The organism is Chloroflexota bacterium, assembly GCA_026710945.1.
In the GTDB taxonomy this organism is placed as follows: Bacteria; Chloroflexota; UBA11872; order VXOZ01; family VXOZ01; genus VXOZ01.
On record JAPOQA010000016.1, the window covers coordinates 19,169 to 38,630 of the forward strand.

At 56.7% G+C, this 19,462-nt stretch carries 17 protein-coding genes; 6 read left to right on the forward strand and 11 right to left on the reverse strand.

Annotation, left to right across the window (positions count from 1 at the left end):
- The first annotated feature begins 50 nt into the window (after positions 1-50).
- A complete protein-coding gene (locus tag OXE05_02715) occupies positions 51-1,256 on the forward strand; it encodes a 6-phosphofructokinase (GenBank protein MCY4436230.1) in 1,206 nt (401 codons plus the stop codon).
- A 129-nt stretch (positions 1,257-1,385) separates the two neighbouring features.
- Positions 1,386-2,537 carry an MFS transporter gene (locus OXE05_02720; GenBank protein MCY4436231.1) on the forward strand — a complete coding sequence of 384 codons (1,152 nt, stop codon included), beginning with the start codon at positions 1,386-1,388 and terminating at the stop codon, positions 2,535-2,537.
- Between the two features lie 191 nt (positions 2,538-2,728).
- On the opposite strand, the gene OXE05_02725 is transcribed toward OXE05_02720, so the two are convergent.
- From OXE05_02725 to OXE05_02765, 9 genes are all read right to left on the reverse strand, one after another.
- The gene (locus OXE05_02725; GenBank protein MCY4436232.1) at positions 2,729-3,046 is read right to left on the reverse strand and encodes a zinc ribbon domain-containing protein; all 318 of its coding nucleotides are present in this window, start codon (positions 3,044-3,046) and stop codon (positions 2,729-2,731) included.
- Positions 3,047-3,308: 262 nt separating this feature from the next.
- Positions 3,309-4,283, reverse strand: coding sequence for a hypothetical protein (locus OXE05_02730; GenBank protein MCY4436233.1), 975 nt, complete (start codon positions 4,281-4,283; stop codon positions 3,309-3,311).
- Between the two features lie 13 nt (positions 4,284-4,296).
- On the reverse strand, positions 4,297-5,532 hold the full coding sequence (locus OXE05_02735; protein ID MCY4436234.1) for a hypothetical protein: 1,236 nt from the start codon (positions 5,530-5,532) through the stop codon (positions 4,297-4,299).
- The gene (locus tag OXE05_02740) at positions 5,507-6,163 is read right to left on the reverse strand and encodes a CpsD/CapB family tyrosine-protein kinase (GenBank protein MCY4436235.1); all 657 of its coding nucleotides are present in this window, start codon (positions 6,161-6,163) and stop codon (positions 5,507-5,509) included. Before OXE05_02740 ends, OXE05_02735 begins: the two co-directional genes overlap by 26 nt.
- A 52-nt stretch (positions 6,164-6,215) precedes the next feature.
- Complete coding sequence (locus tag OXE05_02745) at positions 6,216-6,908, reverse strand: Wzz/FepE/Etk N-terminal domain-containing protein (GenBank protein MCY4436236.1); 693 nt, start codon at positions 6,906-6,908, stop codon at positions 6,216-6,218.
- Complete coding sequence (locus tag OXE05_02750) at positions 6,909-7,664, reverse strand: Wzz/FepE/Etk N-terminal domain-containing protein (protein ID MCY4436237.1); 756 nt, start codon at positions 7,662-7,664, stop codon at positions 6,909-6,911.
- A 51-nt stretch (positions 7,665-7,715) separates the two neighbouring features.
- Positions 7,716-8,849, reverse strand: a complete 1,134-nt coding sequence (locus OXE05_02755) for a glycosyltransferase (protein ID MCY4436238.1) — start codon at positions 8,847-8,849, stop codon at positions 7,716-7,718.
- Between the two features lie 340 nt (positions 8,850-9,189).
- Positions 9,190-10,650 (reverse strand): sugar transferase, encoded by a 1,461-nt coding sequence (locus tag OXE05_02760; protein ID MCY4436239.1) that lies wholly within the window; start codon positions 10,648-10,650, stop codon positions 9,190-9,192.
- Entirely contained in the window at positions 10,647-11,810 is a 1,164-nt protein-coding gene (locus OXE05_02765; protein MCY4436240.1) for a glycosyltransferase family 1 protein, read from the reverse strand. The genes OXE05_02760 and OXE05_02765 overlap by 4 nt, the downstream gene beginning before the upstream one ends.
- A gap of 372 nt (positions 11,811-12,182) precedes the next feature.
- Between OXE05_02765 and OXE05_02770 the strand changes: the two genes are divergently transcribed.
- The 4 genes from OXE05_02770 to OXE05_02785 all read left to right on the forward strand — a co-directional run bounded on the left by OXE05_02770 (position 12,183) and on the right by OXE05_02785 (position 15,696).
- Positions 12,183-12,944 (forward strand): TIM barrel protein, encoded by a 762-nt coding sequence (locus tag OXE05_02770; protein MCY4436241.1) that lies wholly within the window; start codon positions 12,183-12,185, stop codon positions 12,942-12,944.
- A 414-nt stretch (positions 12,945-13,358) separates the two neighbouring features.
- Positions 13,359-13,580 carry a hypothetical protein gene (locus tag OXE05_02775; GenBank protein MCY4436242.1) on the forward strand — a complete coding sequence of 74 codons (222 nt, stop codon included), beginning with the start codon at positions 13,359-13,361 and terminating at the stop codon, positions 13,578-13,580.
- Positions 13,581-13,679: 99 nt separating this feature from the next.
- A complete protein-coding gene (locus tag OXE05_02780) occupies positions 13,680-14,180 on the forward strand; it encodes a hypothetical protein (protein MCY4436243.1) in 501 nt (166 codons plus the stop codon).
- 85 nt (positions 14,181-14,265) lie between these two features.
- A complete protein-coding gene (locus tag OXE05_02785; protein ID MCY4436244.1) occupies positions 14,266-15,696 on the forward strand; it encodes a replication-associated recombination protein A in 1,431 nt (476 codons plus the stop codon).
- Positions 15,697-15,724: 28 nt separating this feature from the next.
- Here OXE05_02785 and OXE05_02790 read toward each other — a convergent pair whose 3' ends face one another.
- Together OXE05_02790 and OXE05_02795 are read right to left on the reverse strand one after the other, a co-directional pair.
- A complete protein-coding gene (locus tag OXE05_02790) occupies positions 15,725-16,900 on the reverse strand; it encodes a carotenoid 1,2-hydratase (protein MCY4436245.1) in 1,176 nt (391 codons plus the stop codon).
- Entirely contained in the window at positions 16,893-19,460 is a 2,568-nt protein-coding gene (locus tag OXE05_02795) for an FtsX-like permease family protein (protein MCY4436246.1), read from the reverse strand. Before OXE05_02795 ends, OXE05_02790 begins: the two co-directional genes overlap by 8 nt.
- Between the last annotated feature and the right edge of the window lie 2 nt (positions 19,461-19,462).

Genomic DNA, 19,462 nt, shown 5'->3' on the forward strand with positions numbered 1-19,462 from the left:
CATCATCAAGGCTCGCTTCGATCCTGCAACCTACGATTGCCATAAGCACTATGAGTGGAACCCTAGTTGTCGGACAATCAGGCGGATCAACCGCCACGCTGAGCACCACGCTTGCGGGCGTGCTCGAAGCCGCGCTGCAGAGTGATGCCGTGGACCGAGTTTACGGCATGTGTAACGGCGTAGAAGGCTTGCTGCAAGAACGGTTCATAGACCTGAACGATGCCTCAACAAAGCTCCTCAGCGCGATCAGGCAAACACCGTCGGCTGCCCTGGGTTCGTGTCGCTACGGCCTGCTGGAGTCGGACGCCGCAAGGGCACTGGGTGTGCTGAAGGCACATGGAGTCCGGTACTTCATTTACATTGGCGGCAATGGCTCGGCGCTCACGGTGCAGTCGGTCAACCGGTGGGCCGAGACGAGCGGCTACGACATCAATGCAATTGCCGTGCCGAAGACAATCGACAATGATCTGTGGGGCACTGACCATACGCCGGGCTACGGGAGCGTGGCACGGTTTGCGGCGCTGGCCGCCATGGATGGGGGTTCCGATTCCTGGGCGCTGCGCACGCACGACCAGGTGAAAGTCCTGGAGACATTTGGCAGAAATACCGGCTGGGTAACAGCCGCCACTGCGCTGGCAAAGCGGGAGGAAGCAGATCCGCCGCATCTTCTATTCGTTCCAGAACGCCCGCTTACCCGGGAACGATTCTTGCAGGCTGTGCAAGACGCTTACGACCAATACGGGTATGTACACGTCGCCGTGTGCGAGGGGTTGCGTCGACCGGATGGAGCCTTGCTCTTTGCTTCGGACCGCGCTGTTGACCGAGATGCCTTCGGCAGAGGACAACTCGGCGGCGTGAGCACGTTACTCGCGGAACTGGTGGCGAGTGAGTTGGGGCTGAAGAGCCGCACAGACAAGCCTGGCACGATGCAGCGCGCTTGCATATCCCTCGCTTCATCTGTAGACCTCGAAGAGTCTTTCCGCGTCGGCAAAGCGGCAGTGGCAGCGGCAGTGGGGGGTGAGACCGGCAAGATGGTTACGTTGGAGCGCAAGCCCGGCAAGGACTACGCAGTGAACACCGGTCTCATTAGCGTGGATGAAGTTGCGGGCAAAGAGCGACCGCTCCCTGATGCCTTTCTCAATAATGAAGGCAATTTTGTAACTCCTGAGTTCCTAGAATATGTCCGCCCATTGATTGGTGAGCCGTTGCCTGAGTACGTGCGGCTGCGTGCACCCACCGTACCCAAGCAGACGTAGGCTTTGGGTACGCCTCGCAAGTCTCCTCTGGTTACATGGCACTTTGTGTTGCCAACTTGCGAATCTCGATAACAAGAAAGTTACCACTGCGTGAAGGCATTGAGAGTTCTAGCGAGGCCGGCGGCGGGAATGCCGCGCACCGTCATTGTCCTAAGTACGGGCTTCTTCTTTGTCTTCATGGGCGCGAGCGCATTTCAGCAGTTCTTGATTCCCTTTCTCACCGACAAGGGGGCTACGAACGCCTTCCAGGCTTCTACCGTACTTGCGGTGGTATACATCTCGTTTCTCGTCTGGCGCGCAGTGGTGGCGTATACCCTCTACTACTTGGGAGAGTATTGGAGCACCGTGCTGGGAGCGGCGACGTACTCGCTTTTTGCCGTGGCCGCATTCGCCCTGAATCGCTTTGAGCTCTTGCTCATTGCCGCAGGGATGTGGGGATGGGGCGCCGCGGCCATGTGGATATCAAGCACAACGCAACTCCTGGATGCGACCGCTGACACGCATTACGGACGCGCCAGCGGTTTGCTTTACACGGCGACAACCGGCGGGCAAGCGATTGGCGTGCTTCTGCTCGGGGCGCTCATGAGTGTTACCAACGTTGAGTTTGGCCCGCTGGTGGCGGCCGCTATTACGGCAATTGGCGTCGCGACATTCCTCTTCTTGCCCTACCAGCACACAAAACGCGTGAAGCCGCGCCTGGCGCCGATTTTCCAGGTGCTAACCGTTCCGCGCACCGGTCTGGCTGCGCTCTTTCTCTTTCTTTCGTCACTCGCTTTCGGCCTCATTCTGGGCAGCTTCAGCCAGATTATTGGCGGCGACCAAGGTCACGGCGCGCTGGCGCTTATCACCGCGGGCTACTGGGTCACGCGCGTCTTTGGCAGCTACCTTGGCGGGTTCGTTGCCGATTGGCTTGGCCGTGAGCACATTCTCATTCTCTCCTTTGGCGTAGCGGGCTTTGGTCTGCTCATACCGACATTTGTCGGTGGGGTTCTGACCATGGGAATTGCCGCGCTTGCCATGGGCCTGCTGAACAGCACCGTGCCGGTGGCGACCAACGCCATGATCGGCGACCTCACCACTTTCAGCAATCGTCACCTTGCAATCGCGTCGCTCTTTGTGTGGCGCGACCTAGGCGTCGGCATAGCAATCCTTGCGGGAGCAGCCATCATTGCCCTTTTAGGTAGTGAACAGTTGATCTTTGGGATCTTTGGCGTGGCATTCCTGTTTTCAGCCGGGTTCGCCTACTGGCTCAAAGGACAGCCGATTGTTAAGATGACATAAATTAACTCCAATGCCCATGAATTTACGCAGTTGCACGTGTAGGTGGGCTACTCGACAAGCGCAGCAGCTTTGCAACCATGAGGGCAATAGAAGAAGGACAGGGTGGCATTTGTATGCCACGCTGTCCTTCCAGTCAACCGCTATAGCTTTGCTAAACTGTGAGCAGTGTGTCCACGACGGACACGAAGGCGTCAATCCTTCTTAGCCGGCGCAGACTTCGATTCTCCACCAGAATCCGATTTGGCCGTGCCCGCTGCTTTCGACTCGGCAGTATCCTTTGCCGGGGCATCCTTGGGTTTTGGACTGCCGTTCTTCTCACTCTTGCCATTGTTCGTGCGGTTATCGGTGACGTACCATCCACTTCCCTTGAAGATCACACTCGCAGGATGGAATACCTTACGCACTGCACCATCGCACTCAGGGCAATTTGTCACCGGAGGATCACTGAACCGCTGCTGCCGTTCAAAGCGATGGCTGCAATCACCACATTCATATTCGTACAACGGCATTGAAACCACATCCCTCCACAATTATTCTGGCAGGTCAATTGTTAGTCGAGAGTCTTTGGCGAACCCCTGCCATCTAGTCTAATCAAAGGTGGAACACTCGTGTCTCACACTACTTGCACACTGCATAACTTTGAGTCTACGGCAATTCTCTCTCTTTTTCGTCCCTCTTATTGCAGTGAAGCAATTGCAGTCCGAGCCTTAAGAGTGTACGTAACTACCAAGTTCCAAGTATACCACTCACGGCTGAACGTAGTAATGCATCTCACAGCGCTTCTGGCAGGTGCAGCACGAGCGTCTCTAGGGCGAGACGTGCGTTTACGTTTGCTCTCACCCACTCGCGCGCTTCGTCGATCCGCTTGATCGCGCTCACAATTTCCTGGGAAGAGATGCTGAGGTCGGCAACATTGCCGAGAGCTTGGCTGTCAGTAGCGGTGCCATCCGGGTCTCCCACTTGGAGCAGGAGGAATGAACGCCACCACTCACACCACAGGTCGAACAGGCGTTCAAGGTCTGATACTTGATCAATGAGCTGGTCCACGATCTCTGTTCTCGATGCCCGGTCGGCTTGGAGGGTCTGCACAAGGGATTGTACGATGAGATTCTCTTGCTCACGTAAATCCGGCTGCGCGCTAGCACGGATTGCCCACCCCATACGCCCCATGCTCGCCGCCGCAAGGAATGCGGCGTCTTCCTCCGGCACCCCGCGCTGTTCTAATTCAGCCTGCACAACTCGACGAGGGAGTCCCGCGAGACGCCACACCTGGCAACGCGACAGAAGGGTCTGTGGCAGGAGTTGCGTGGATGTTGCAGTGAGGATAAGGGTGTTGTGTGCGGGTGGCTCCTCAAGCGTCTTGAGCAGGCGCTGACTTGCTTCAGGTTGGAGAAGGTGCGCATCGAGGATCAGGGAGACGCGCTGCGCTGCTTGGAAGGGACGCAATGCGACCGCTCGCTGCAGTTCCGCAACTTGCTCCATACGGATAGATTTGCGGCCTTCTTCCAACTCCACCATGTGAAGGTCGGCGTGCTCTTGACGCAGAACCCCTTTGCACTGAACGCACTCCCAGCACGGATCGCTTGGCTGGACGTTGCAGAGTAGGGCGGCAGTCAGGTCGATGGCGAGAGTCCGCTTGCCGACCGACTGTGGGCCGGCAAACAGAATTGCATGACCTAGAGAGTTTTGGGCGATCGCGCGCTGCAGGAAACGCAACACCCGACCATGACCTACTGTTCGCCACATCCGCAGTTATGTCCTACGTGCAGTGGATCTCTGCAAGAAAGTCCGCCCAGCTTGCCGATCGTTGAGACTCCACCACGTAACCATTCAATATCTCTTCATACGACTTCGCATTATATGTGCCCTCAGAGCCCCAGAGCGCCTGCCAAAGCGCTGCCTCAACACGCAGGCCGTTCGAAACCAGTTCTCGACACGTATCACGGGATTGTTCAAAGGGAACTGAAGAGAGTGTTTGGGCTTCCAGATAGGTAGCGAGGTGGGCGAGCACCGCTGCGACTGCTTCATAACGTGCATCCTTTAGCGCGGGATGCAAGTATATCAAGACCCAGTTTCCGACGCGCAACGCCGCAGTGTCCAGCAGATCAGGCGCATATCCGACTATGACGTGTTCCAAATAGGGCACGAGATGCGCCGTAGCCGGTTGTTCGGCGAGGAGGGTACGTATTTGGGCCAGCAAGGCATCGCTCGGCCTATCGAATGGGTTTGGCTCCGGTCGAAACGCTTCAATCGGAATGAGATTGGCATCTTTGTAGAGGTCTCCGGCAAAGACCCGTGTCACGGAGCCAGGTACCGGCTGGCCGGGCACTGATTCAACCCAGCGTTGGAATGCCGCCCTTTGAAATCGCTGCACGACGAATGGGCCGATTTTTTCAGGTCGTGACATTGGCAGGCCATACAGCACGATAGAGGCTTCAAGATTGCCCGGGTCCAGCGGGTTTTGCAGAAAGAGATCGGCGATCCCTTGATCGGTCAGCCAGGAGAGCCGAATAGCCCGGGACTCCTCAAATGTGGATCCACCGTCGTCCTTGATCGCCCGGGGAATGCCACGGTGGAAGAGCCATAACTCGAGCCCGACGTTGTCGAGGAGTTCAAAGGTGTTGGCAACCGAAGTTTGGCCGGTAGCGCTATGCCAAACCAATACCGCACGTTGCAGAACCAGATACATGTCTCCCGTAGTTGTGTCTGTGAAGTGAGAGGCCACGGGATAGCCGAGAGAGTCTGCGCCGCCAAGGGCTTGAAACAGGGTGAAGAATTCTGGGCCGTCGGGAACATCCTGAATGACATACCCGAACCCTTCACCGTATCCGGACACCTCACTAAAGAACGCCTGATTTGGCGGATCAGTGGTGGCACTTTGGTCAGCGTTTACGCTTGCTAGTGCCGGCGTAATGCCGATGTGGCACAGCCAAAGCGCAAGTAGCAGGCTGAAAGCGCGATGCCGCCAGCTACCCGACAAGCGAATTCTTGGCATTGGGGTCATCGTTAAACACTACACCCAGGACGTGTGCATCGATCTGTGTCAGCATGGTCTTGGCCCTTTGCACCTGGTCGCGCCGCGTTTGATTGGCGCGCACAACGAGGAGCACACCGTCAACGCAACGAGCCAGTGCGGCGGCGTCGGCCGCCATGAGAAGCGGTGGCGTGTCTAGAATAACGTGGTCGCACTGTCGTGCAAGGTCCGCAATGAATTCCGCCATGCGTTGTGAAGCGAGCAGTTCAGGGGCATTATCTGGAACTGCGCCTGCTGGCAGCAAATTCAGCCCTTCTGTCCCGCAGTCTTGGTGGTACGCTGCGTTCTCCATGCCACTAAGGTAGTCTGCGAGCCCCGGTTCTTGAGATACGCCAAAAGCGGTGTGCAAGGCGGGCGTGCGCAAATTCGCATCGATGAGCACAACTCGGAGACCCAATTGCGCCAAAGATGACGCGAGGTTTGCTGCCACCAGACTCTTGCCTTCCTGCGGCCCGGCGCTCGTCACTAAAAGTGTCTTCTGAGCATGCTCGTCTGCTTGAAAACGTATCGTCGTGCGGAGGGCGCGAAACGCCTCGGAAGCAGGACTATTCGCCTGGTGAATTGTCGGGAGTTGCACTGAGGGTAATGCCATTGTAATCATTGCCTCATTTAGTCAAATGCCGGTGAAGCGTCTACGCAGCTTGCTAACTCTCAGCATCGGACCCGGATACAGGTGGGATGCAGACAAGAGTGGGCGCACCGAGCAGTTGCTGGGCCTCCTGCCGCAAACGGACGCGCGCGTCGAGAAATTCAGCCGCCAGTGCCAATACAATGCCGGCAATTGCACCAAGGACAAGGGCAACCGCCACATTGAATCTCAGACGCGGGCTTATCTGGGCCGCGCTACTCGCTCTGTCAAGGACTTTTGCCCGCAAGAAGATGTCACCGCCTGGGCCGCTGCTTTGCTCCGACTGAGCTAGTTGCTCAAGCTCCTCAGCAAAGCCATTTGCGACATGAACCGCTTGTTGCGCAGAGGAACTCTCCGCCTGAATGAACACCTTGTAGCTGGCTGGGACGACTACCATGCGCAGGCCACCAAGCACATTGCCAGGCGAGTCATCTAGTTCTTTGCGATCGACCACGCTTTGTGCCACCTCCCAAGTGCGCACACGCTCTACATACGTGTTGAGCAACCGCTCTACGGCTTGAATCGTCCAGTAGTCAATGACATTTGGTGTTACTAAGACACTCACCCCCGCTTGGTACACCGGCTGTTGACGGCTGCTGTAAAGATAGGCGAATAAAACGGCGACCAGAGCAAGAACGAGCACGATCCAGAACCGGCGTCGAATGACGCCAGTATAGTCCTGTAGCCGTAGCGATGCGAACTCAAGCATTCAGCGTGCCTTGTTTTCGACCGACTCTCCATCTGAATTCTCCGCAGGCGCCACTTCCTGCCCGGCGATCGGCGGGATAGTTGTGAGTATCGGAACGCGAAGCACTTCCTCAATGTCTTCCCGCGAACGACACACACTCGCAACCACCTCTAAGACAAATGCGATTCCGGTAATGAGGAGAATCGCAACCAGTGTGCGAGCGAAAACATCAAGACCGAGACGCAGCAGTGAGGTTGCCTCCGGATCGCTGGCGGGATCGACAATCTTTACTCTCACAAGTCCTTGCTGCACGCTAGGAGAATACTCTCCTGATTTTGTTTCAAATACAGTCTGGGCGGCATCTGCGAGAGCTTGGGCAACCCTTGCCTCACCACTTACAAGGGTGATCTCCAGAATTCGATGACTGTGATCGCTGGTGAGCGATTCTTCGATCACCTTTGGGGCAAGCTGCAGCCCGTACCTTTCAGCAACGACTTCAGAAATGCTTGTGGCAAACGCGCGTCCGCGGACAATCTCAGAAAAGTCTTCAATGTTGTACTGGGCAATAATCTGACGATAGTACTCTTGCGAGTAATAGAAGCCAGCCCCTTGTTCTGCTGGTGGTGGCACTGGCTGGACATGCACCCGAACCGTAGACTCATATGCGTTTGGCCAGAGCAGGGCTAAGAGCACACTGCCGAGGAAGGCCACGAGCGTAACGGCGAAAATGAGCTTCTTTCTGGCCCCGAGAATTCTGAGATAGGATTGGATGCTCATATGGTGTGTTGGTGATTGCTGGATACCACCCCATCATAGCAGATTCCTTGGCTACGTCAGCGAAGACTGAGTGCCAGGGTCGTGAGGAAGATGTGGGCGCCCTGGTGTACTCTCAACAAGCGCCTCAATTCTCTCCTTGAAAACGCTTTTGTCGAAGGTCGTGGCATGAGCGGTAATTCGCTCCACGATGAAATCCATAGTCGCGAAACGCTCCACGGCATCGCAGAGAGCGCCCACCTCTTGCGTGTGAAAGAAAAGACCTGTTTCGCCTTCAATTACCGTGTCGAGCGCTCCTCCGGCAGCGTAGGCGATGACCGGACGACCGGAAGCTTGGGTTTCAACTGGTACGAGACCGAAGTCCTCTTCGCCGGGGAAGATCAGCGCTCGGCACCGGGAGAGGTGGCGCATTCGCTCCGCATCATCTACATAGCCAAGGAATTGGACGTTAGCTTGTGCCATTGCTTCTAAGCGACCGCGGTCACGTCCATCGCCAATGATTCGTAGTGGTAGTCCAAGGCGATTGAAGGCCCTTACTGCAAGGTCCACCCTTTTGTATGGCACCAAGCGTGAAACCACCAGAAAGTAGTCGTCAATCTGATCGGAAGGAGTAAAGAGCGTTGTATCGACGGGAGGAAAGAGAATTGTAGACTCGCGCCTGTAGAGTTTCTGGACCCTGGCAGCAACCACGCGGGAAATTGCGATAAAGTCGTCTACGCGCGCGCTCGCAGCCACGTCCCAGGCGCGAATCCAGGTGAGCGTCATTGGAAGGATCCTGCGCGCAAACCAGCCAAATCGCTCTCCGGCGAGGTATTCGTGTGTGTTCCAGGCAAACCTCATGGGAGAGAGGCAGTAACAAATGTGCCGGGTGTCTTCACGAGTAATGACGCCCTTGCACCAAGCACTGCTGTTACTGATGACTATGTCGTACTCGCGGAGGTCCAGTTGCTCAAAGGCGACCGGATAGAGCGGTAGCAGCTTCTGATGACGGGGATAGCGGGTAAGTGGTCCTAGTCTCTGCAAGAAGGTCGTACGAATATCGAGTGAGCGGAACGCTGCCGGCATGGCTTCGGGACGATAGAGTGACGTGTAAATGGGCGCCTCAGGAAAGATCTCGTGAAGCGTGAGCAGTACGTTTTCAGCTCCCCCCATTTGGTTGAGATAGTCATGGATAATGGCAATTCGCATTGTAGTAGGAGGCATTCTTCGCTGCTGAGAGAGTAATCGGGCTGTGCTTAGTGGCTAAAGTGGCGGCGGCCAATGGCTGCCGGCAACTGATAGCAAGAGCTTTTCTTTATGGACCCATCGAGTCTTGGCACAATGCTTGAACGAAAGCGATTGTAGGACGTCAACTTGCCTGCTGAAATGAACCAACTGTACAGGTCTGCACACAACCAACCCATCAATTCCTCTTCAATGAGAAGTGCATTTTGTGCTCGACGTTGCAGAGGATATGTTGCGCCAACGTCGTTGGCACCGTATGCCATTGCGGAGTGCTGGCAGAACCGTTCGTCGCCGCAAGAGACAGTCAATAGGCGCCGTCACGACGCAGGACCGCTGGAACTGTGCGAATTGCCAGATTGATGTCCAGTCCAATCGTCCAGTTTTCTATGTAGTAGATATCCATCATCACCATCTCTTCGAAAGGGACGTTGCTTCTTCCATTCACCTGCCACAGCCCCGTAAGACCGGGTCTGACACTGAGCCGCTTTTTCTGCCATTCCTCGTATTGGTCCACCTCATCGGCTAGCGGAGCACGTGGGCCGACCAGGCTCATGTCGCCTCGCAATATGTTCCAGAATTGCGGCAGCTCATCCAGCGAGAGTTTGCGCAGCCAAGCGCCTATTCGCGTGCGCCGGGGATCATTTGCCATCTTGAAGAGCGGACCGTCGGCCTGATTGTGGCCGGCGAGTGAAGCGAGCAGCTTGTCCGCGTCCTCGCGCATCGAGCGAAACTTGTACATTCTAAAGGGCTTGCCTTCTTGACCAACGCGGTCTGCCGCGTAAATCACCGGGCCTGACGACTCCAGTTTTATGGCGAGCGCAATGATGAAGAATACGGGGCTACCCAGGACGAGCACGGCAGTGGAGACGACGATATCAAGCAGGCGCTTCAAGAAGAGGTCCCAACCAGCGATCCCACCATCTTTCAGGCCGATGATGGGGATGCCTCCTATTGAGTCTATGTCTACCGTGTTGAGTTGGATCTCAAAGAGGTCCGGTATGAGGTGAAAGCCAACACCTTGAACCTTGCACTGATCGATTAAGTCTGCGATACGTCGATGCTCGGTGGCCGGCAACGCAATAATCACACGTTCCACCCCATGGGCCTGCACCGCGTCTGCCAGACGATCAACCGGCCCCAATACCTTGATGCGGCCAAAGTGCGCCCCCCGAGAGTGGTGGCCGTCGTCCAAGAAACCAACGAGCCGGTAGCCCAAATTGGGCTGCGTAACCACTTGTTGCATGATCATCTTGCCATGCATGCCTCCGCCAACGACGACTAACTGCTCGAGCAGGCGGCCGCGACGTCTCAGCATATCGACCCCTATGCGCAGCAGCAGGCGGCTGACGCCTATAATCAACGGGGTGCTCAACCCGACGTACGTAAAGACAAGCCGTGAGTAAACCGTGGGTTGATACATGGAAAATATCACTATGAGGAAAAAGACGGCCAGTGCAGAGCCCAGGATGATCCGCCCTAATTCACCCAGCAGGCCGGTTGAACGCCGCAGCCGGTAGACACGCGTAACCTGAAAGGCGACAAATATGAGGGCTAGGTAGCTACCAAAGACAGGCAGATAGAATTCAATCGGCAAGTATTGAAATTCGTTCAGATCCGGTCCTACCTCCAACTCGTAGCGTAGCCACCAGGAGGCGTAGAAGGCGAGAGCGGCAAGAGCCAGGTCAAGCAATCCAAGGAGCACCTTTCCGGTAACGTGCTTTCTGCGCTTGACTTTTGGCGGCGAAACCATTGAGGCAATCATCATGACCTCCCAGGTGGCGCGAGAGAGCCGAGAGACTGGTAAATGTCCAAGCACGTATGCACCGAGTCTACCCAGTTGAATTTGGTAGCTTGCTCGAGGCCGCGCGATCGCAATTTGCCTGCTAATTCGCTATCAGCAAGAATGCCAGCCATGGCAGCGGCGAGTTGGCTTACGTCCCGGGGCGGCACTAGTTCGCCGGCATCACCTACGACCTCAGGCAGTGACGAAGTGTTTGAAACTATCACTGGCGTACCTGACGCCATCGCTTCCAACGCGGGATAGCCAAATCCTTCGTATGTTGAAGGATAGACAAAGAGATCAGCACTACTATACCAAAGGGGCAATTCCTCCCGTGCCACGTACCCCGGCATGAGCACACGATCACCGACACCGGCGTCCTCTATCGCTTGCTGAATCGCCTGCGTCATCCAGCCTTTTCCACCTATCAACACCAGCTTATGTTGTAGCCCCTCTTCGCGTAGAACTTTCCCGAACGCTCGGATCAACACGTCAACGTTCTTGCGGGGCTCCAATGTCCCTACATAGAGGATATACCGTGACGTTAGCCCTCTTGATGCACGGAAAGTATTGCACTCATCCTGTGAGCGCAAACAGAAGTCGGCGTCCGCGGCATGATACACCACATGCACCCGGTCTCTCGGCACTCCAAGCATCTCCACCACATCATCCCGGGTGCTTGCAGAGACCGTCATAACGGCATTCGCATTGCGCGCAGACATACGAGTGAACAGCTGCAGATAGCGTTGTTTGAACCGAGGAAAGAGCCGGGGATAGCGTAAGAAAGCAAGATCGTGGATAGTCAATACGGTGGGACAGGCTGCCGCCATTGGGATTACGTTCAGCGGACAGTGTAATAAGTCTAGTTTACCACGCGTTGTGTGCCAAGCCAATAGCGTTTGTTCCCATAGGATCCGCGGCACCGGCCGAGCGGTAGGAAGCCAACTCGTGACAATTCTGGGGGCATATCGCGTTTGCTCCTGCCATTGTGGCATGAGATTGTTCGTAAAGAGGGTGTAGTCATTCTTGCCGTCGTGATCAAGCAGGTGCGTGGTCAACTGGCGAATGTAGTGACTAATGCCGGCATTGCGATAGTCCTGCGAAGTGTAGAGCTTCAGGGCATTTATCCCAATTTTCACGGCCACACCTCGGACTGCTTCACAGGTTCTCGGCTAAACACTCTGCCCAAGTGTTATTGTAGCGTGCGAAAGTACGACCCGCCCACTCCAAGTTGCAATGCGTTTGCAGCGTTTTCAAGCATTTGCAAGCTCTGAAATCTGGCTCGCGCCCAACTTGAAGTGAGGGATTCATGTCGAACGAGTACTGGCGGTATGCATGAAGTAAGTCTTACCGATTGTCATGCACCAAGGGTAATGAGATGGCAAAAGCAATCCAGGTGTATTCCCATAATCAGATTGAACACGTCGCGAACTCTGGCAGTGACTGTCTTTCACCAAGAATTCTGCTAGCATGAGTGCACAGGGTAATTGCGCCACGTCTTGAGGAGCTAGAGCGTTATGCGGCTTGGAATTGTGACCTACAACATTGCAGCAGACTGGGACATTCCCACGATGCTTGCAAATTGCGAAGAGGTTGAAATCTATGGAGTAGAACTCCGCACAACCCATGCCCACGGCGTTGAACCCACCCTCTCAGTGCAAGAACGCCGCGAAATTAAGTCACAGTTCGCAGATTCACCAGTCACCATTATCGGACTGGGAACCACGTGTGAGTTTCATGACGTCGATAAGGAGACAGTACGCGAGAATATCGAGACCGCCAAGGAATTCGCGCAGCTTGCCCATGACCTGGGGGCAGCCGGGATAAAGGTGCGTCCAAACGGCTTGCAGTTGGCGGCCGGAGTACCTAGAGAGCAGACGCTGGAGCAGATTGGCAAATCGCTCAATGAGGTCGGCGCTGCGGCCCAGGACGTGAATGTTGAAGTCTGGCTGGAAATGCACGGCCGCGACACCGCTGAACCGAAAAACATCCGTCACATAATGGATAGCGCAGGCCACCCTGGCGTGTCCCTGTGTTGGAATTCAAACCCGCAGGACGTGGAATCGGGCTCAATTGCGCAGAGCTATGCTCTCGTCCGGGATGAAATACGGCACGTCCATATCAATCGACTCTACAGCGACTATCCGTACGGTGAGCTCTTTGGGCTCTTGCAGGAGGACGGTTACCAGGGCTGGCTCTGTGCGGAAATCCAGGCCTCTTCGGATCCAATTACAATTCTGCAGTACTACCGCACGGCGTTCCACAGTCTAGGTGGGTAGGCATCCGCCCGGATATGGTAAATTCTCTGGGCCCATCCCATGCCGAAACCATTGAGACCCTGTATAATTGGGATTGGTTCCGCAGGGCAGCCAGCTTCATTCAGATCGTGGGCGGTCGCTGCTCGGATGCTTGAGAGGCGATGCGGATCGGGGTATCGCGCTCGTACGGTTTGTTTGATACCTGAGATCCTGCAGACCATGAGTAGTCGATGAAGATCGGTTAATTGCAGAGAGAGCCCTGAGAATATGGCGCGAAAGCGACGAAGATCTAACAGCCAGCGGCGGAAACCGGCACGCTCCCGGAGTGCAACAAGGGAGCCGCGTTCGCCAAACGCCATTCGGCCCCCGCAAGACGGGGACGGACTGGCAGCGAGGGGCAGTGAAGCTGCCGCCGCTGTGGCCGCAGAGTCCTCTATGGGACCATCTGAAGCGAATGACGTTGCGCTGGATTCCGCGCAATCGCCGGGATCCACTGCTGCTGCGAGTTCGGCTTGGCCTACTCGCCGCAAGCGATCACAAATTGTCGACCTGCCCGTTCAGGAACTTGATCACATTCGAGGAGACTTGGCGCGGATCGGCTTGCTCTCTTTGGGCATGGTGGTGATTTTGGTAGCTCTGACTATTGTGCTGCGATGACTGATGTGCTTCTCCCCACGGCGGAATGTGGACTTGCCGCCCAGACCCCAACTGCATGCGGGATACCCATTACAGGGTGCGCAATTCTTCAATTAGATTATGTTTGATCAAGGCACCACACTCTCTCAGATTATTGGCACGTCTCTCGCCAGCTTCTTATTGGCGCTGCTATATCTGCGCATCTACCTGCCATTTGCCCCAAAACGACCGGGAAAACCCTTGGGGAAAATCCGTCTTGGCATTCGCGAAAAAGTGCTAGTTTTTCGCCCCACGCTAATCCCCCTTCTCTTGCTTCTCTTCGTAAACCAGATACCCGTTTCGGGGATTCAGTTCTCATTCATGCTGCCGGGCACTGAGTTGATGATCATGTTGGCAGTCATAATTGCCGCTATCGTGCCCATAGCCTACATCTTTACGACCGAGGGGTATTCGCTTAGCAACGGTCAGGCCCACAAGTGGGAAAACTATCGCCGCTACGAATTTGAGAACGGCACCGTCCTCCTTGAAGGGAAGGGAGAGCGCCCCCTAAAGCAGAAGCTGTACATCCCTTCCGAAAAGGAAAACGCGCTTCGCACGGTCTTGAAGCGATTTGTTCGCTAGGCCAACCAACGGTCCCTTACTCCCATCTAACCGCTAACGCCACCCTGTGCACAAAAGCGAGTCGTGGAGGAAGGCGCAAAGAGCAATGAAACGACGGTCGCCCCAGGAGAATCTTCACCCGTCGCTCTTTGCGGAAGCGAACACCGGCAAAGAAACGGCATCTCCTCGAACAAGCTCAAGCTCTGCTACCGTGCCCCTGGCCACGCGCATGCGTCCGTTGACGTTAGACGAGTACGTGGGGCAGGCTCACCTCCTCGGTGAGAAGGGCGTGCTCAGGCAGGCGATCACGGTGGACCGTATCCCATCGATGATTCTTTGGGGGCCGCCGGGATCAGGCAAGACCTCTTTGGCAGCTATCATCGGCCGTACCGCCAAGGCCAAGATCTCCGGCATCAGTGCGGTGAGCGCCGGAGTCGCCGACTTGCGCAAAGTGGTGGAGGAGGCCCAAGCGCGGCTTGAACTCACCGGCCAGCGCACGATCCTCTTTATCGATGAGATTCACCGCTTTTCCAAGAGCCAGCAGGATGCCATCCTGCCCTTCGTAGAGGACGGCACGGTTACGCTGATTGGAGCGACGACGGAAAACCCATCATTCGAGGTCAACGCTCCCCTCCTCTCGCGCGCACGGGTCTATAAACTGGAGCCTCTCACCGATGGTGAGATAATGACGCTGTTGACTCGGAGCTTAGAGGACACGACCCGTGGACTTGGCAAGCAGCAAGCGGCTGCGCAACCGGAAGCCCTCGCATATCTTGTGCGCATGGCGAATGGCGACGCCCGCGTGGCTCTGGATACCCTCGAACTCGCCGTTACGCTTGCCAAGGCGGACGACGGCGGCCAGCTTACTATTACTGAAGGCGACATTGCGAGCGCGTTGCAGCGGCGGGTGCTCCCCCATGACAAGAAGGGGGACTTTCACTACGATCTCATTTCAGCGTACATCAAGAGCGTTCGCGGCAGCGATCCCCATGCAGCCGTCTACTGGCTCGCACGCATGCTAGAGGGTGGTGAAGAACCGCTTTTCGTCGCGCGGCGGATAGTGATCCTGGCATCGGAAGACATTGGGCTCGCCGATCCCAATGCGCTCAGCGTCGCTGTGGCTGCTCAGCAAGCCGTCCACTTCATCGGAATGCCGGAAGGGATCTACCCACTCACTCAGGCTACGCTCTATCTCGCCACGGCGCCCAAGAGCAATTCAGCGTTGCGGGCGTATGCTGCGGCGCGGGAGGCTGTTCAGGAGACAGGAAACCTCAGCGTGCCGCTCCATTTGCGCAATGCGCCAACAGGGCTGATGGCTGCCTTTGGCCAGGGTAAAGACTACAGGTACCCCCACTCATACGATGAGAATTGGGTAGCGGAAGTGTACCTGCCTACGCCTTTAGAGGGCCAACACTACTATGAGCCCGGCACTGTTGGTTTTGAGCAAGAGCTTTGCGACCGAATGCGGGAACACCAAGCACGCACCGCTCAGGCAATGCCTGATGCCGAGGAAAGTGAGCAAACCCCGGAGGGCTGAACTTTGATCGCACGGAATTGCGAGAGGTCTAGAATAGGCCTCGCAAGGGCTGAGCATACCCTGTGAGTTCTGCATAGCCGTAGCCCTCAGCGTCTCCGCTTACGCGCACGGCGCCTTCCCAGTACGTCACGCTGCTCAAGACCTCCTGATCTGCGAGTAGCGGTTCCAGCAAGAGCTGCAACGGCCTGTTATCGAAGTCTATCGTAATTTCCCATCCAGCAGGATACGTTGCGCCACTGCGACTGCTCCGCCAACTGCCGATCGGCCTGATGGTGAACGCTTCCGATGGCAAGTAACGTGTCTGCCCGTTCGGCATGACCAGCAAGCCGCCAAATAAGGGCTCAACACTGCCGTCTTGCCGCCGAATTTGGCCCACCATGATATCGCGGCCGTCGTTAAGGTGCACGGCAAACCAGTCCCAGCCTACGGACCCCTCGCTCAGTGCGCTGGTGCCAAACTCGCGGTCCATCCAGCTCATGCCGCTAACCGCGAACTCCTCGTTGCCTATTGCCACCGTGCCGGTCGTTTCGATGCGCGTCAGGGAATAGTAGTAGCTTGCATTACCGGGCTCGGGCCCCTTTTGGCTCAGGCCATTGTCGCCATGCAGGGCGGGCGACTTTGCAGGTGTGAGCAGCAGGTCGATAGCAAAGCCGTTCGCCTTGGCTTGGATGGTCATTTGCGCTGCAGAATCATCTGCGGCAGTCAACGTCCAATCGTCCAGCCAAACGTGGAAGCGCGGTAGTGACTCTGCGCCGGCAAGGCCGATCGCCCCGCGGCTAAGCCGCTCTTCCTGGTAAAACGTGCCGTCTACTACATCACTAACCGTAAAGTGCGCCATGAAGACCTGGTTCGTATTCCATTCAGAGCGCGAGTCTCGCAGGGTGGGGGTCAGGGCTCGGCGGAAAATGGTGAATTGGTACCCGAATCGTCGACCTTCGGCGGTTGTCAGATTTCCCGTGTAGTACCACCATTCCGTCTGGAACGTCGGATGTGGCCCGTGGTCCCGGGGGAAGTCCCACTGCCACGGTCCCACGGCACGCGCGAAGCCGTCGGCATCAAGACTAGGCGGGAGCAAAACGGTCTCTGCGCCAATGGGGTCTACCGGCCTGGTTGAAACTCGCGCTATGACGATTGCGAGCAGCGCGAGCACAGCCGTTAGAAGGAAAAACCAAACCAATTTGTTCTTGACATAAAGTCTAATCATTGCGAATTGCCTCTGCCGGAGCGAGACGGGCAACGCGCCATGCCGGGTATGCTCCCGCCAGCAAAGCCGCTGTCATGGCAATGAATACCGCTTGCAGCAGAGAACCCGCCGGAACAAGATATGCAAATGTCCAACCAAACGCGCGCACATTTATAACGTCGATGAGCATCTTTGCCAGCAGCAAGCCGATTGGAAGCGCAAAGAGACCCGCAGCGAGTCCCATCAACCCTGTTTCCAGCAGAGTAAGCCTCCATAGTTGTCCCCCCGTGAGGCCGAGGGCTCGCATTGTGCCGAATGTGCGCTTCTGGTCCATTTGCAGGGCCATGAGGGCGCTCAGAATGCCGATGAAGGCAACAACAGCAGCCAGGCTGCGCAAGGCGGCAGTGATGCTGAATGCACGGTCGAAGATCGCGAAGACTTGAGTCCGCAACTCGCGCGTGCTCTGAACGGTCAGACCTTGTTCAGCAACCACTAGGCGAACGCTCTCCTCAACGTTCTCGCTGCCTGCATTGGGCGTCAGAAAAAGCGCGAAGGTTGACACCCACGGGTCGGCATAGAGTTTGCGATAGACGGACGCTGCCATGAGCACAATCCCTTGATCGGATCCATAGTGCTGGTACACGCCAACTACAGGGAAGCTTTGGGGACCGGCGTCGGTGAGGAGCGTGAGCGTGCTCTTCTCAGGTGTAATGCCGCGGCGGTAGGCGAACGACTCCGTAACGACAATGGCCCCATCTTCCATGGCATCCCAGACTTCTTCCCTTGGCATTGTAAGCCACAGATACCGGCGCGAACGGTCGGCCAAGTCCTCACTTACCGCGACAAGATTCACCGGCGGCAGCTCAGGGTAGTCCGGCGCGAGCACCGGTACGTCGCGCGCCGTTAGGACTCTGGCTACGCCAGGCACACGTTGGAGTTGCTCCGCCAGCCCTGGATCGAGATTTATTGTTTCGAGCAAGCCGCTCGTTGGCGCGGAAATGAAGACATCGGCGGTCAATGCGCCGTCGAGCCAGGTCGTTACCGTCCCTCTGAAACTCGTAATCATCACACTTACGCCGACGATCACGCTCACTGCCAACGCCAATGCCGCCACCGCAACACCGGTCCGGCTCAGCGATCGGTTGATGGATCGCGGCGCCATAGCCCCAAGTGTGCCGAAGAGACGGCCTGATAAGGGCTGCACAGCGCGCATGCACACGAAGAGAGCCGCCGGCGTGAAGAGAATGCTGCCCATGAGGACCAAGAAGAGCGCGCCAAAGCCAAAATACAGACTCTGCGTCTGCAACTTGGTCAGAATGAAGCCGGCAGCCAATACGACAAGACCGGTAGCCGCGGCAATATCAACGCGATAGCGCGTCGCCTGCTCGGCGTCGATGCTGCGGAGAGCGCTCGCGGCCGAGATGCGAGTGGCATTTAGGGCGGGGAGTAGTGCCGCGCCCAGGCTCGCAACTAGCCCCGTTATCACGCCTTTGGCGACCGTGAACGAGGAGAGCGTCAGTACCTGGACCTCAACTCGATAGTAGACGTCGGTGATGGTGCGGGCAACCGCTCCAACTAAGAGTCCACCCAGCAGATAGCCAACAGCCAGACCGAGCACCGTGCCAAGCATGCCGAAGACGAGCGCCTCGATGAGGACGGTGGCGAAGATCTGTCGGCGCGTGGCGCCAATCGCGCGCAGCATACCGATTTGCACGCGCCGCTGTACAACGCTGAATGACATAATGTTATAGACAAGAAACATGCCGACGACGAGTGCGAGCAGACTGAGCGCCTGTAGATTGAGTGTGAAACTGCCGCTTAGCTGCTCTAGGTTGTTCCGGTTGCTTGCTACTGTCCTCACGACAGTTCCCGGTGGCAACGAATCTTGAATGCGGGAGAGCGTTTGAGGGTCGGTGAGCATCAGATCGATACGGGTTAGCGCTCCCGGACTGCCTACGATGTCTTGCGCAGTGGCAATGTCAGATACAATTAAATGGGAGAGCGCCTGCTCGCTCAGTGCATTCCAAGGTCGAATGGTGCCCACAAGGGTGACACTCCGCCACCCCTGCGCCGTGTGGATCTCGAGCTGATCTCCAGGTTCAATGTCAAGCCGTGCAGCTACGGATTGTGAGACCAGTACGGTGTTTGCCTCGGTCAAGAGTCGAAGCAGTGCCAGACTCTCGACGCTATCAGCGTCCGACGTGGACGCGCCGACGAGGAACTGACGAAAATGAGATTCTGCGAAAGGATCGATGCCCAGCAGCGTGAGCGCGGCGTCATTCTCGCCCACGCGAACAGTGCCCTGCACAACCGGCGCAGCAGTGCGTATGCCAAGATCGACTCGCAAGTCGCGATAGAGCGCGGAAGGAACTCCGCTGGGACCTCCCACGATTTCGTGGGTTGCGCTGCCCTGGAGGCTGGCAACGCTCAGCGAGAACGCGCGTCGCGACGACTCGGCGGCGACGTCAACGCCCACCACCAACGCGACGCCGGCCACAATACTAAAGACAAACAACGCACTCTGCAGCACGCGCCGCTCCATCGCTCGATAGGCGAGACGGCAGACCATCGCAAGATTCATGG

Bases quoted from the DNA above. Each gene is read 5' to 3' on its own strand.
- OXE05_02715 (MCY4436230.1), top strand. From the start codon at position 51: ATGAGTGGAACCCTAGTTGTCGGACAATCAGGCGGATCAACCGCCACG.
- OXE05_02720 (MCY4436231.1), top strand. From the start codon at position 1,386: ATGCCGCGCACCGTCATTGTCCTAAGTACGGGCTTCTTCTTTGTCTTC.
- OXE05_02725 (MCY4436232.1), bottom strand. From the start codon at position 3,046: ATGCCGTTGTACGAATATGAATGTGGTGATTGCAGCCATCGCTTTGAA.
- OXE05_02730 (MCY4436233.1), bottom strand. From the start codon at position 4,283: ATGTGGCGAACAGTAGGTCATGGTCGGGTGTTGCGTTTCCTGCAGCGC.
- OXE05_02735 (MCY4436234.1), bottom strand. From the start codon at position 5,532: ATGCCAAGAATTCGCTTGTCGGGTAGCTGGCGGCATCGCGCTTTCAGC.
- OXE05_02740 (MCY4436235.1), bottom strand. From the start codon at position 6,163: ATGGCATTACCCTCAGTGCAACTCCCGACAATTCACCAGGCGAATAGT.
- OXE05_02745 (MCY4436236.1), bottom strand. From the start codon at position 6,908: ATGCTTGAGTTCGCATCGCTACGGCTACAGGACTATACTGGCGTCATT.
- OXE05_02750 (MCY4436237.1), bottom strand. From the start codon at position 7,664: ATGAGCATCCAATCCTATCTCAGAATTCTCGGGGCCAGAAAGAAGCTC.
- OXE05_02755 (MCY4436238.1), bottom strand. From the start codon at position 8,849: ATGCGAATTGCCATTATCCATGACTATCTCAACCAAATGGGGGGAGCT.
- OXE05_02760 (MCY4436239.1), bottom strand. From the start codon at position 10,650: ATGATGATTGCCTCAATGGTTTCGCCGCCAAAAGTCAAGCGCAGAAAG.
- OXE05_02770 (MCY4436241.1), top strand. From the start codon at position 12,183: ATGCGGCTTGGAATTGTGACCTACAACATTGCAGCAGACTGGGACATT.
- OXE05_02775 (MCY4436242.1), top strand. From the start codon at position 13,359: ATGGGACCATCTGAAGCGAATGACGTTGCGCTGGATTCCGCGCAATCG.
- OXE05_02780 (MCY4436243.1), top strand. From the start codon at position 13,680: ATGTTTGATCAAGGCACCACACTCTCTCAGATTATTGGCACGTCTCTC.
- OXE05_02785 (MCY4436244.1), top strand. From the start codon at position 14,266: ATGAAACGACGGTCGCCCCAGGAGAATCTTCACCCGTCGCTCTTTGCG.
- OXE05_02790 (MCY4436245.1), bottom strand. From the start codon at position 16,900: ATGATTAGACTTTATGTCAAGAACAAATTGGTTTGGTTTTTCCTTCTA.
- OXE05_02795 (MCY4436246.1), bottom strand. From the start codon at position 19,460: ATGAATCTTGCGATGGTCTGCCGTCTCGCCTATCGAGCGATGGAGCGG.